The sequence below is a fragment of the Metapseudomonas resinovorans genome, assembly GCF_002003485.1.
GTDB classification, from domain to species: domain Bacteria; phylum Pseudomonadota; class Gammaproteobacteria; order Pseudomonadales; family Pseudomonadaceae; genus Metapseudomonas; species Metapseudomonas resinovorans_D.
On the sequence record NZ_BDMA01000031.1, the window covers coordinates 1 to 14,597 of the forward strand.

The 14,597-nt window shown below is 63.5% G+C and carries 3 protein-coding genes; 1 reads left to right on the forward strand and 2 read right to left on the reverse strand.

Annotated elements, in window-relative coordinates:
• Positions 1-240 precede the first annotated feature (240 nt).
• Together MnOB_RS09845 and MnOB_RS09850 are read right to left on the reverse strand one after the other, a co-directional pair.
• Positions 241-480, reverse strand: a complete 240-nt coding sequence (locus tag MnOB_RS09845) for a tryptophan synthase subunit beta (RefSeq protein ID WP_352230937.1) — start codon at positions 478-480, stop codon at positions 241-243.
• A 161-nt stretch (positions 481-641) separates the two neighbouring features.
• Positions 642-12,776 carry a retention module-containing protein gene (locus tag MnOB_RS09850; RefSeq protein WP_077524045.1) on the reverse strand — a complete coding sequence of 4,045 codons (12,135 nt, stop codon included), beginning with the start codon at positions 12,774-12,776 and terminating at the stop codon, positions 642-644.
• A gap of 465 nt (positions 12,777-13,241) precedes the next feature.
• Here MnOB_RS09850 and MnOB_RS09855 point away from each other — a divergent pair, with 465 nt between their 5' ends.
• A complete protein-coding gene (locus tag MnOB_RS09855; protein WP_077524046.1) occupies positions 13,242-14,597 on the forward strand; it encodes a TolC family outer membrane protein in 1,356 nt (451 codons plus the stop codon).

Genomic DNA, 14,597 nt, shown 5'->3' on the forward strand with positions numbered 1-14,597 from the left:
CACAGCTACAACAACTACCAGACACCGGTACAGCGCGAAGCGCTGGCTGGATAAACCTAAACCGGTGTCCAGTTTTACTTGACCACTTCACTCGCTCCTACAAATAAGCGCCATGCGTCGGCTGATCACTGCAGCAACAGGCTGAACTCGGTGCCTCTGTAGGAGCGAGCTCTGCTCGCGAAAGATGGCGCTCGGCCCGTTCGCGAGCAAGCTCGCTCCTACGGGTCCGGCGGTGATCGTTCAATACGGCAATTGCGAATCGTCCGGCACCAATCCGCCCAGATCCACCACCTGAGAACGCGCGTATGCGCGCTGCTGGAGCTTGCGACGCGCCGCTTCGGGCAGGTCGGTGTAGTTCATCACGCCGCGGCTCACCAGCACCTGCACCAGGTCTTCGACCACCCGTACCAGTTCCAGATCGGAGTGCTGCAAGGACAGCAGGTGATCATGCAGGCTGCGGCTGGCGAACCAGCTCTGCACTTCCGGATCCGTTGGCCGGCATGCTCTGGGTCATGTTGTCGAAGGGCTCGTGCTCCACCCTCAACACCCTGCCCTTCTCATCGCGCTGAACGAAAACCATAGGTCCCTCCCCCGCTCCACTCCAGATTCGGGCCCGCCCGCAGGCGGGCCCTCGCTTGCAATCAGGCGTCCACTTTCAGCGAGCCATCATCGAGCATGTGCGTGATCACCGACGCGGTGTCCGGTGCCCCGTACGCCGCCATCAGGTTCACGCCTTGCAGCACGACGGTCTGACCGGTTCCACCTGTGGCGGCGGCATTGCTGTCCACCGTGATGGTGGTGTTGGCGCCGAAGGCCATGGTCAGGTAATCGTCCAGGCTGCCCACATTGCTGTGCTCACCGGTCAGCAGTTGCGACAGGTCCAGCTTGTCCACCCCCGGGGTGAAATCGGTGATGGTGGTGATGCCGCTTTCGCCCGGCAGCCACTTGAACGTGTCCGCCCCGCCATCGCCGGTCAGCTGGTCATTGCCGCCGTTCCCCGCCAGCACGTTGTTGCCGCTGTTCCCGGCCAGCACGTCATTGAAGTGCGAGCCGAGCAGGTTTTCGACATCGATCAGCGTGTCCAGCCCGCCGCCGCCGGTGTTCTGCTGGCCAACCAGCGCCAGGTTCACCGCGACACTCGAAGCCGCATTGAAGTACGACGCCGTGTCGCTACCCAGGCCACCATCGAGGATGTCATTGCCAGCCCCTCCCACCAGCACGTCGTTCCCCGCCAGTCCGGTCAAGTGGTCATTGCCGCTCGTACCCTGGATCACGTCACCGCTGGCGGTGCCGACGAAGGTGGTGCTGGATTCGAGATTCACCTGCAGTACCTGGGAAGGTGCGGTGTCGCCATCGGCATCGCGAATACCCACCTGGAAGCTCAGGCTGGTGTCCAGCGTACTGGTCTCTCCCGTGATGAAGCCCACATCGGAAACCTTGAGCACATCGTTGTCGGTGGCCGATGAGGTGAACGACACCCGGTCGCTTACATCCGAAGCTCCACCGCTGCCAATGGTGGAGTTGAAGTTGATGGCGGAGGAGGAAGCGATGCCTTCGACACTGGTGAGAATCTGCGCCCCGTAGATCTGCCAGTTCTCGCCCGGGGCGTTGAAGTCGTTCTTCTCGATGACGATGGCACCATCGTTGTTGTCCAGCGTGATGCCATAGGCCGCCAGCGCCACGCTGTTGGCCGTCATGATGTCAGTGCTGCTCACCACCAGCGCGCGGGTGGTCTTCGCGCCACCGGCACCGACCAGTTTCAGCACCACGACCAGGTCTTCTCCGTTCACCCCATCGAACTTGAGGAACATGCCTTCGGCACGGGCACTGGGTTCCACACCCAGGTTGCCTTTTGGATTGCTGGTGTAGAAATTGAGGTCCAGGACTTCACCCTTGCCCATTGTGTCCCCGCCCACACCATTGGCCGCGTTACTCACACTGACCCACGAGGTGGCCTGGTTGAAGAGTTCGCCATCGGTGAAGGTGGAGGTGCTGGATGTCCCGGCACGCAGGTTGTTTTCATTCGTACCGCCGCCAGGCTCCGCATAGCTGGTGTACTGCACGTAGAAGTCGTTTTTCAGCTCCACCACCGCAACCATCGGCTGGGTCGAATCCGGGACCGTGCTGTTGACCTCGTAGCCCGAGATGCTAATTGAGGTGCTGGTCTTGAAGATGGTGAAGCCCTGGATCGGCTCATCCAGCGCGACACTGTAGGTGCCGTTGACCTTGTCGAAGGTCAGGGTGCCGTTCGCCTGCTCCAGCGTCCCGGGATTCGCCGCGTTCGGCGCGTAGTTGAAGGTGATGTCGAAGGTGGCGCTGCTGGCCGACTCGGACACCCAGGTCACCGCAGTCGACGAAATCGCCACGCCACCTACAGTGCCGGTCAGGCCGATGGCGGTGAAGTCCGAGTCGGATGCCGAGAAGGGTCCACTGCCACGGGTGTCGCCGCCTGTGCTGTAGACGAATACACCCGACGCGCCCGCAACGCTGTCGCCATTGGAGAACACCAGGTTCGAGGTCTGCAGGATGGCGGGGATGTCGTCTTCCACCTGGATCAGCAGGTCGCCCGCCAATGGCAGGTTGCCGCTGGCATTGCTGGCCTGCAGCGCCCCCGTCAGATTGAGGGTGAGGATCTGGTCGTCACCTCCTGCACCATTGGGATGGTCGAGCGCGCCCAGCAGGGTAAAGGTGTAAACGCCGTTGCTGGCCACCTGCAGGGTGAACACCGTATCGGTGCCGGCCTTGGCCACCAGGGTGTCGCCCACGCGTGAATAGGTGATGGTTACGCCATCCGACGTCAGCACGGGCATCGCCTGCGGTGTGGCGGCCAGACCGAATTGCGCTCCAACCGGCGTACCGACCAGCAGCTCACCGAGATTGCCGGTCACCACAGTGATCTGGGCGTCACCGTCAGTGATTCCGCCAGGCAGCTCATCCTCGTCCACCCGGCCGATCACTGGCGAGGTGTCTTCGATCCGCACCGTCAGCGAGGCGCTCGACGGGTCGCCGTCCTTGTCGATGATGCTGTAGGTGAAGCTCTCGCTGGTGTCGGCGGCCACATTCTTCGGCGCGACATAAGTCCACGCGCCCGTGGTGAAATCGAAGCTCAACTTGCCGCCGCCGGGTGTGGTGATCGCACTCAACTGGCTGCCGGAAAGGCTGCCTCCCGTACTCAGGGCGATGGTGCTGGCGCCATTCCAGGTATAGGTGGTGGTGCCGATCTGGATGGACTGGATGCGGCCGGCACCATCGGCACCGAAGGCATCATCGTCCCCGCCACCCACTGCGTTGTCGCTGCCCCGCAGGACATTGCCGGATACCACGCCACCAACGATCTGGCTGGCCAGGGTTTCGACCAGATCCTCGAAGGCGGTCACCATGATGGGCGAGCCGGAGCCATCGACGTCCACATCCTGCAGTCGCGGAGTATTGATGCCGTTGCCTACGCCGATGGTCGTGACGTTGATGCCGTTGTTATCGACGAAGTTGTTCCACTGGGTCGCCACGGCCGAGGTCAGGGATGTGTCGCCCGGACCGGTCTGCTCGTTCGGATTGCCATCACTGATGAAGAAGACCTGGTTGCTCCAGCTCGACAAGGGCGTGAAGACCGCCATGGTCTGCTGGATGGCCGCAGTGAAGTCAGTGTTGCCGGAGAACGGCCGCTCACCGCCTTCCGCCGGATTCAGACTGTTGACCAGGTTGGTGAACGCGGTGACATCAGTCACCACCGGGTAGGACGCGGCGGTACCGGAGAACGCCACCAGTTGGATGCGCACGTCGCCATCGGTGGTGTTGAACAACGTTTGCCCGGCATTGCGCACCGCATCCAGCATGGTGTTCAGCTCGGTGTCGTCGATACTGCCGCTGAAGTCCAGCACGAACACCACGTTGAAGTCCTGGCCGCTGCCTTCGGCTACATCGGCGCTGTCGTTCTTCCCGCTCGGCGTATCGTCATCGACCTTGATGTCCAGGGTGCCGTTGGTGGAGTCGCCGTCCTTGTCGGTGACCTTGTAGGTCAGGGTGAACAGCTGGTCATTCTCCTGGCCGCCCAGCGCATGCTGGATCGGCGCGAGCTGGGTCACGCCGTAGGCTCCGGTGGAGCTGTTCAGGGTCACCTCGATGACGGTGGTGGTGCCCTGCTTGATCAGCAACGTGGTGCCGGACTTCACGTAGCTGAAGCCATCGGGTGCACCCATGGTCTGCCACTGGACATCACCGGCACCGTCGACACCGAAGTCAAAGCCGACGCTGCCCGTGGTATTCGCCGAGTCCGGGGCGTCGCCGGAACCATTGGCAATACCGCCGGGAAGGGCGTCGTCGTCCAGTTGCACCACGGCATTGCTGGTCACCGTCGGTGCGTCGTCACGGAAGCTGATCGCGCTGCCCAGGTCGAGCGTTGCGCTGTCCTTGTCGCCGTCGCCATCGGTGATGGTACCGGTCAGGGTGATCAGGTCGGCGCTGGACAGGCCTGCCACCTGATCAGGGCCAGTGTCAGGCGAATGGATGATTGCCCGCTGCTGGTCGAGGGTCACCGTGCCATCGGCAGCGACGCTCAGGCGGAAGGCGACCTGTCCCCCGCCGCTGACCAGCCCGACGATGTCCGAACCGACCTTGGAGAGCCGGATGCTGTTGCCGGTCGCGGTGTCCCGCAGGCCGCTATCCACCCCCGCAGACTTCACATTCAGGCTGTAGGTGGTGGCGCTGCTGACGGCCGCGCCGTCGGCACCGAACACTGTCGTGAAAGCGCCGGCGAAGTTGGTGCTGGCATCAAGGCTCAGGTTGGTCTCGTCTACCTGCACGCCCAGCGCACCCAGCCCCTTCACGCTGATGTCCGGCACATCATCGATGATGCTGACCGTCAGGATGCCTGTACCTGTGTTGCCGTTGGCGTCGGTCACCGTGAAGGTGAAGGTCTCGGTGAACTGCAGGTTGTTGCCGTTATCGCCCGGATTGATTTTCGGTGCGGAAACCAGCAAGTAGGCGTAGGCGCCCGTGCTACTGACCACCAGTTGGCCATATTGGCCATTACCCGCCCCGACACCCAGGCTGAAGCTGTACGGGCCATTGCCGCCACTGCCCACCAGGGTGCCGCTGGCGAACTCGTCGTTGCTCGACGGTGCACTGCCGAAGCTCAGGGCTGCTTCGCGCACGTCCTGATCCGAGCCGGCCTGCACACTCCCCGTCACCGTGTAGTTGGACACGTTGATGGTCAGCGTCGTGGTGCTGAGGTCGCCGTCGGCATCGACGATGGTGTAGGTGAAGGTATCCACTGCACCCGCCTGGCCTACCGAGTTGGCGTGGCTGGTGTAGGTGTAGCTGCCGTCGGCATGCAGGACCAGGGTGCCCAGGCCGGTATTGATGGGATCGCCGACACTGCCGGAAGCAGCGGTCGTGGTGTCACCACCTGCGCGCACACCCACTACACCGGTGGTCGGCGACGGACGTCCATCGGCACCGAACACATCGGCCACCGAACCCAGTCCGGCGCCACTGACCACATTGCCGTTGACGCTGCCGCCCTCGTTGAGCGACGCACTGTCAGCCTTGGCCTTCGGCAGGTCGTCGACGATTTCGATGGCGACCGATGCCGAGGCACTGGCTAGGCCATCACCCACGCTGACCTGGAAGCCGTCCGTTTCCGGACCAGCTGCATCGGTGGTCGCTTCCGTGAGTGTGTAGCTGAAGTTGTAAGTGCCATTGCTGTAGCCGGTGATCTGCACCGTGCCGTGGTCCGTGGTGAAGCTCTGCCCGACCAGGCTGGCAAAGCCGCTGGTGGTGAGGTCAACGCTGAGGCTGCCGACGTTCAGGGTCTTCAGGTTGGCCAGCCCGTCGGAATCGCCCACGCTGAAGCTGCCGGTGGTGACAGTGCTGCCATCCCCGGCGCTGGAGCCATCGGGCAGACCTTTCTCGTAGACCTTGGCCAGGTCGCCGCCAGCGTTAGGCGTGCTGACATCGACCGTGGGGATGTCGTTGCTGCCGGTGATGGTGATGGTCAGCGTCGAATTGCTCGGATCGTTGTCGGCATCCCGCATGGAATAGGCGTATTGCAGGGTGACCTGCTCGCCCTGGTCGAGACCCTCCACCGCCGCCGAACCATTGGCCAGCGCGAAGCTGTAGCTACCGTCCGCGTGCAGGGTGACGACGCCGTAGGGCGTATTGACCAACAGGCTGCCGTTATCCCCCGGCGTGGCACCGGCCACACCATTCCAACTGGTGAAGGACTTCGGCTGATCCGCGCCGCCCACGTCGTTGTCCAGCACATTGCCGTTGACGCTGGACGGGCTGCCGTTCTCGGTCACGCCACGGCTGTCGGGGTTGGCGCTTGGGGTATCGTCGACGATTTCGATGCTGACATTCGCCGAGGCACTGGCCAGGCCATCGCCCACGTTGACCTGGAAGCCGTCCGTCTCCGGACCAGCTGCATCGGTGGTCGCTTCGGTCAGCGTGTAGCTGAAGCTGTAGACGCCATTGCTGTAACCGGTGATCTGCACTGTGCCGTGGGCGGTGCTGAAGCTCTGTCCCACCAGGCTGGTGAAGCTGCTGGTAGTGAGGTCCACCGTCAGGCTGCCAACGCTGAGGGTCTTAAGGTTGGCCAACCCATCGGAGTCGGCGACGGTGAAGCTGCCGGTGGTGACCGTGCTGCCATCCCCGGCGCTGGAGCCATCCGGCAGCCCCTTCTCATAGACCTTGGCCAGGTCTCCGCCAGCGTTAGGCGTGCTGACATCGACCGTGGGGATATCGTTGCTGCCGGTGATCGTGATGGTCAGCGTCGAACTGCTCGGGTCGTTGTCGGCGTCCCGCATGGAATAGGCGTACTGCAGGGTGACCTGCTCGCCTTGGTCCAGGCCCTCCACCGCCGCCGAACCATTGGCCAGCGCGAAGCTGTAGCTGCCATCGGCGTTGAGGGTCACCAGGCCATAGGGGGTGTTCACCAACAGGCTGCCGTTATCCCCCGGCGTGGCACCGGCCACACCATTCCAGCTGGTGAAGGCTTTCGGCTGATCCGCACCGCCCACGTCGTTGTCCAGCACATTGCCGTCGACGCTGGACGGGCTGCCATTCTCGGTCAGGCCACGGCTGTCGGGGTTGGCGGCGGGCAGATCGTCGACGATTTCGATGCTGACATTCGCCGAGGCACTGGCCAGGCCATCGTCCACATTTATAAGGAAGCCGTCCGTCTCCGGACCAGCTGCATCGGTGGTCGCTTCGGTCAGCGTGTAGCTGAAGCTGTAGACGCCATTGCTGTAGCCAGTGATCTGCACCGTGCCGTGGGCGGTGGTGAAGCTCTGCCCGACCAGACTGGCAAAGCTGCTGGTGGTGAGGTCTACGCTGAGGCTGCCGACGTTCAGGGTCTTCAGGTTGGCCAATCCATCGGAGTCGGCGACGGTGAAGCTGCCGGTGGTGGCAGTGCTGCCGTCCCCTGCGCTGGAACCCTCCGGCAGGCCCTTCTCATAAACCTTGGCCATTCCGCCCTGGGCATCCGGGGAGCTGACATCCACCGTGGGGATATCATTGCTGCCGGTAATGGTGATGGTCAGCGTCGAATCGCTCGGGTCGTTGTCGGCGTCGCGCATGGAATAGGCGTACTGCAAGCTAACCTGCTCGCCCTGATCCAGTCCCTCCACCGCGGCTGAGCCGTTGGCCAGCGCGAAGCTGTAGCCGCCGTCGCCATGCAGGGTCACCAGGCCATAGGAGGTGTTCACCAGCAGGCTGCCGTTATCCCCCGCTGTGGCACCGGCCACGCTGTTCCAGCTGCTGAAGGCTTTCGGCTGGTCGGCACCACCGACGTCGTTGTCCAGCACATTGCCGCTGACACTGGACGGGCTGCCGTTTTCGGTCAGGCCACGGCTGTCAGGATTGGCGACGGGCAGGTCGTCGACGATCTCGATGGTCGCGGTGGCCGAGGCACTGGCCACGCCGTCGCTGACGGTGACCAGGAAGCCATCCGACTCCGGTCCGGCGCCGTCGGTAGTGGCCTCGGTCAGGGTGTAGCTGAAGCTGTAGGTGCCATCGCTGTAGCCAGTGATCTGCACGGTGCCATGAGCCGTGTTGAAGCTCTGCCCGACCAGGCTGGCGAAGCTGCTGGTAGTGAGGTCCACCGTCAGGCTGCCAACGCTGACGGACTTCAGATCGCCGATGCCATCTGGATCGCCAAGACTGAACGTGCCATCAACCTGGGTGCTGCCATCCCCGGCGCTGGAACCATCCGGCAGGCCTTTCTCGTAGACCAGGGCCAATCCACCCTGGGCATCCGGGAAAGCCACCTCAACCGTGGGGATGTCGTTGCTGCCAATGATCGTCAGCGTCAGGGTCGAGTGACTGGCATCGCCGTCGGCGTCACGCATGCTGTAGGCGTAGTGCAGGACCACCTGCTCGCCCGGGGCCAGCGCTTCCACGGCGGCCGAACCATTGGCCAGTGCGAAGCTGTAGCTGCCATCGGCATTCAGGGTGAGGACGCCATAGGGGGTGTTCACCTGCAGGCTGCCGTTATCCCCGGGTATGGCCCCGGCCACGCTGTTCCAACCGGTGAAGGCCTTCGGTTTATCCGCGCCGCCCATATCGTTGTCCAGCACATTGCCGCCCACGGTAGCGGGAACGCTGCCTTCGACGATGCTGGCGCTGTCGGCATAAGCCGTGGGCGTATCGTCGTCCACGTTGATGATGAGGTTGCCCATGGCGCTGTCGCCGTCGGCGTCGGTCATCTTGTAGGCAATGCTGAAGCTCACATCGTTTTCGTCATACCCGTCCGGATGCATGATCGGGTTGTTCTGCACGACGCTGTAAGCACCGGTCGCCCAGTTCAGGGCCAGGGTAATGACCGTCAGGCCTCCCTGTTTGATCAACAGGTTGTCGCCGCTCTTCTCATAGCTGAAGCCTTCGGGCGCACCGCTGGTAAGCAGCATGATCGAACCCGGACCATCCGCCCCGAAGCTGTGCCCCAGCGTGCCGGTGATGTTCGCGGTATCCGGCGTGACGTCGCCAATGCCGTAGGCATTGCCGTCTGAAAGGGCGTCGTCATCCAGTTGCACCGCGAGATTGCTGCTGACCACGGGCGAGTCGTCATCCACCTTGATGTACAGCGACCCGTCGGCACGGTCGCCATCGCGGTCGACGATGTTGTACTCGACTTCGAAGGTCAGGTCGTTCTCGTCATACCCCTCGGGGTGCATGATCGGCGCGTTCTGGGTAACGGAGTAGGCACCGGTGAACCTGTCCAGAGTGATGGTGATGACCGTGACTTCACCCTGCTTGATCAGCAGGCCGCCGTTGACCTCCACGTAGGTGAAGCCATTAGGCGCGCCGCTGTCCTGCAACTCGATCTCGCCGGGGCCGTCAGCGCCGAAGTCATGGGCGATGACGCCGCTGGTGTTGTTGGTGTCCGGCGTATTGTCGTCCACCCCGCCCGGGTTGCCGCCAGGCAGAGCGTCATCGTCGAGGCTGACTTTCACGTACGGGTCGATGCTGGGTGCGTCGTCCCTGAAGCTGATGGCGTTACCCAGGTCGAGGGATGCGCTGTCCTTGTCGCCGTCACCGTCGGTGATGGTGGCGGTCAGGGTGATCAGGTCGGCACTGGCCAGGCCCGCAGATTGATCCGGCCCGGTGTCGGGCGTATGGAAGATCGCCCGCGACTGTTCCAGGGTCACTGTGCCGTTAGCGTCCACGCTCAGACGGAAGGCGAGTTGTCCCCCGCCGACCACGCGCCCGACGATGTCCGAGCCTTCCTTGAACAGCAGGATGCTGTTGCCCGTCGCGGTGTCACGCAGGCCGCTGTCCACCCCCGGCGCCCTCACCTCCAGGGCGTAGGTAATGGCATTGCTGGCGGCAGCCCCATCGGCGCCGAAAACCGGCGCGAAGGCGTCTGCGAAAGTACCGCTGTCGGTGATGCCGAGCGTGGTTTCGTCCACCTGCAGATCGAGCCCTTCGGTCCCCTTCACGCTGATGTTCGGCACATCGTCGATGATGTCGATGGTGAGGGTGCCGATGCCGGTGTTGCCGTTGGCGTCGACCACCTGGAAGGTGAAGGTTTCCGTGAACTGCAGGTTGTTGCCGTTATCGCCGGGATTGATCTTGGGCGCGGAGAGCAAGGTGTAGGTGTAGGCGCCATTGCTGCCAACCACCAACTGGCCGTACTGGCCGTTGCCGGCTCCGACACCCAGGCTGAAGCTGTAAGGCCCGTTCCCACCGTTGGCAACCAGGGTGCCGCTGGCGAGTTCGTCGTTGCTGGCCGGCTCGCTGCCAAAGCCGAGGGCGGCCTCACGCGCATCATTGTCCGAGCCAGCCTGTACGCCACCCACCACGGTGATGTTGGACACATCGATGGTCAGGGTCGTGGTGCTGAGGTCGCCGTCGGCATCGACGATGGTGTAGGTGAAGGTATCCAGCGTGCCGGCCTGGGCCAGGCTGTTGGCGTTGCTGGTGTAGGTGTAACTGCCGTCGGCATGCAGCACCAGGGTACCGAAGGCGGAGGTGATGCTGTCGCCCACACCGCCGGCAACCGGCGTCGACGTGTCACCGCCGGCGCGCACGCCCACCACACCGGTGGTCGGCGACGGGCGACCATCGGCGCCGAAGGCATCGGCCACCGAACCCAACCCCGCGCCCGTGACCACATTGCCGATCACGCTGCCGCCTTCGCTGACCGAAGCGTCGTCGGCCTTGGCCTGCGGCACGTCGTCAACGATCTCGATGGTCACCGTGGCCGAAGCATTGGCCAGGCCATCTCCCACATTAATAAGGAAGCCGTCCGTCTCCGGACCGGTGGCATCGGTAGTCGCCTCGGTCAGGGTGTGGCTGAAGCTGTAGGTACCGTCGCTGTAGCCGGTGATCAGCACGGTCCCATGGGCCGTGGCAAAGCTCTGCCCGACCAGGCTGGCGAAGCCGCTGGTGGTGAGGTCCACCGTGAGGCTGCCGACGCTGAGGGTCTTCAGGTTGGCCAGGCCGTCGGAGTCGGCCACGGTGAAGCTGCCGGTGGTGACGGTGCTGCCATCCCCTGCGCTGCTCCCGCCCGTAAGCCCTTTCTCGAATACCTGAGCCAGGCCGCCCTCGGCATCCGGGCTGCTGACTTCGATGCTGGGAATGTCGTTGCTGCCGATGATGGTGAGGGTCAGTGTCGAATTGCTCGGATCACCGTCGCCGTCCTGCATCGAATAGGCGTATTGCAGGGTCACCTGCTGGCCTTCGGTCAGCGCCTCGACTGCCGCAGAACCATTGGCCAGCGCGAAGCTGTAGCTGCCATCTGCATTCAGGGTGACGACGCCATAGGGAGTGTTCACCAGCAGGCTGCCGCCTTCGCCAGCAGTCGCACCGGCCACGCCATTCCAGCTGGTGAAGGCCTTCGGCTGGTCGGCGCCACTGGCGTCGTTGTCCAGCACGTTGCCGGCCAGGCTCGACGGCTCGCCGTTCTCGGTCAGGCTGCCGTTGTCCGGATTGGCGGTGGGCACGTCGTCGACGATCTGGATGCTGACATTAGCCGAGACTGGAAGGCCCAGACCGTCGCTCAGCCGGAGGATGAAACCGTCCAACTCGTCACCCGTAGCGAGATCGGTAATGGGCCGGGTGAGCGTGTAGCTGAAACTGAACGTCCCCGTGGAAGCGTCGAACCCGGTGATCTGCACGGTGCCATGCGCCGCTTCGAAACCCCGTCCGATCAAGCTGCCAAACGGGTGGGCCGCGTCGATCTGCAGGTCCAGGCCGCCAACGGCCAGGCTCTTCAGCTTATCCAGCCCGTCAGGGTCCCGAATCGTGAAGGTGCCATGCACCACGTTGCTGCCATCGCCTTCGCTGGAACCGCCGGGCAGGCCACGTTCGAATACCTGGACCACGCCGCCGCCGAGATCCGGGAAATTGACCTCGATCGTCGGCACGTCGTTCTGGCCGACGATGGTGATGATCAGATTTGCGGAGCTCTGGTCACCGTTGCTGTCCTGGATGCTGTAGCCGAAGTCGAGGTTGACGGTTTCCCCTTCTCCCAAGCCTTCCACCTCCGGCGTGCCATTGGCCAGCTGGAAGCTGTAGCTGCCGTCGGGGTTAAGCGTCACCACACCATAGGGCGTGTTCACCACCAGGCTGCCATTGGCGCCGCTGATGGCATTGGCCGCCTGCCAGGAAACGAAGGTCGCGGGCAGGTCCGGACCACCGTCGTCGTTGTCCAGCACGTTGCCCTGAACGCCTTCCGAGCCTTCGCTGACGCTCTGGGTGTCATCCACGGCGATGGGAACGCCGTTGACCGGCACTTCTGCCGGTACGGCCAGCGGAATGTCGGGAATGCCGGTTTCCGGTTGCGGGAACTCCACACCGAAGGCGATGGGGCCGGTGGGGAAGCCGATGGAGGGGTCCACGGCACCGGCCGTCTCGCCCAGCAGTACGAACGAGTGGCCGCCGCCGGCGTTGCCGCCGCCAGCGCCGCCACCGGGACCGGCAGCAGTGGCTTCAGCGGCCTTGGTCGGGTCGACACCGGCTTCGATGGCAGCCTGGAGTTTCTCGACGTCGGTCAGGTCCTGCTGGCTGGGCGCAGCCGGTGCGCTGTCGGTGCCGGGCTGCGTCGCATCGGGCGCGCCGGCCAGCAGCGTGTTGTTCAGCGGCATGCTGCTGTCGCGTCCGAGCACCAACTCCTGGCCGTTGGCCAGGACCACCGCTACCGCGCCCTGGGCGCCGGTGACCAGTTGCTCACCTGCGAAGACCCGGTCGCCTTCGGTGAGCAGGCGGCGCGAACCATCCGCAGCTACCGCGAACACGTCCCCGACGACCTGCCGAACGACCCCGATTGATCCAGCCATGACTCCTTCCTCCCGCACCGCGTGCTGCCAGTCGGACAGCGCCGATCCCAGTCAATGAGGGGTCACAGCACATCCGAACCGGACTACGGGAACGTGAAGAAGCATCAGAGGAAGCGGCGCCAGCCAAAAAACCACGCAATGTCAATAAAACGTCACGCAGCCCGCCGACGGCCTTTTACGCCGGACTTACCCCGCCCTGAGTTTCTTGATTTGTGCTTGACCGCATTACGCAATCGCAGGTGGGTCTGGAAAGGCCCAAAACATGCGATCTGCTGGCAAAAAGATGTCTTGGATTTCCGACGAGTGCATAAGATTTTTTCCTGATAGCCCATGTGAAAAATTCTTCTTAGGTAGGCGAAAAGTTGTTCTTAGCTCTGATGTTACAAGCCTGAAACGGTTTGCGATGGATTTTCGCCAATTTTACGGCGCCAGGACGCAATGTATTAACAAGGAGAACGACAAGAAATGCACACTCTCACCCCCCTGTGGTCCGGCATCCTGCTTGCCGTGGCAACCACGCAAATCCACGCCATGACGCTCACGGATGCGATCCAGAGCACCCTCGACAAGCATCCCGAGCTCCTCGCCAGCGCCCAGAATCGACTGGTCGCCGACGAAGAAGTCAAAGTCGCCAAAGGTGGATACTTACCGACCGTCGACCTGATAACCGGTGTGGGGCGGGAGCAATCCGACAGCCCGACCACCCGAGCCCTCGGCGATCACAACAAGGAAACCCTGAATTTCCGCGATGCCGAGTTGCGTCTGCGGCAAATGCTGTTCGATGGATTCAACACCCCCAACGAGGTGGATCGCACCCAGTCCGTGGTCAATTCCCGCGCCTACTTCACCTTGGGGACTGCAGAAAGCCTGGCGCTGCGCACCGTCGAGGTTTACCTGGAAGTGCTCAAGCGCCGCGAGATGGTGGTCCTGGCCAGGAACAACCTGATGGCCCACGAGCGCATCCACGACCAGATCGGCCTGCGCAGCGAACGCGGCGTGGGTAGCACCGCCGACTTCGACCAGGCCGAAGCGCGCCTGGCCCTGGCCAAGAACAACCTCTACACCGAGGACGTGAACCTGGCCGATGCGGAAGCCAACTTCTACAGCGCCGTCGGCCTGCCCGCCGACGAACTGGTGGAGCCGACCAGCGTCAAGCCCGAGATGCCGGCCGACCTCCTGGCGGCACGTCAGGGCGTGATGGATACCAACCCCCTACTGAAATCGGCCCAGGCCGACGTACAGGCCGCCGAGAGCCAGTACGAATCGGCCAAAGCGCCCTTCTACCCGCGCCTCGATGCCGAGCTGGCCACCACAGCCGATGACAACGTGCAAGGCGACGAGGGTCACTACAACACCTGGCGAGCCGGCGTGGTGATGAATTACAACCTGTACAACGGCATGCGCGACAAGGCCCGGCTGCAAGCCGCCGCCTACCAGGTCAACCAGTCCATGGACATCCGCAACAACGCCCTGCGGGTGCTCAACGAGAACCTCTCGCTGGCCTGGAACGCCATGGAAAACGCCCGCAAGCAGACCCCCGAGGCTCGCTCCTACGCCGACTACACCGCCCGCGTCCGTGAGGCTTACCAGCAGCAGTTCGGCCTGGGCCAGCGCACCCTGCTGGACCTGCTGGACAGCGAGAACGAACTCTTCACCGCCAACCGCCGCTACGTGGAAGTGCGCTACACCGAAGAGTTCTCCATGTACCGCGTGATCTCGGCCATGGGCGACCTCCTGCGTCGCCAGAAAGTCGTTGTCCCGGCAGAAGCCGTCGCCGTCTCCGAAGTGAAGAGCGAAGCCCGGCTGCCAGACATGAAATGA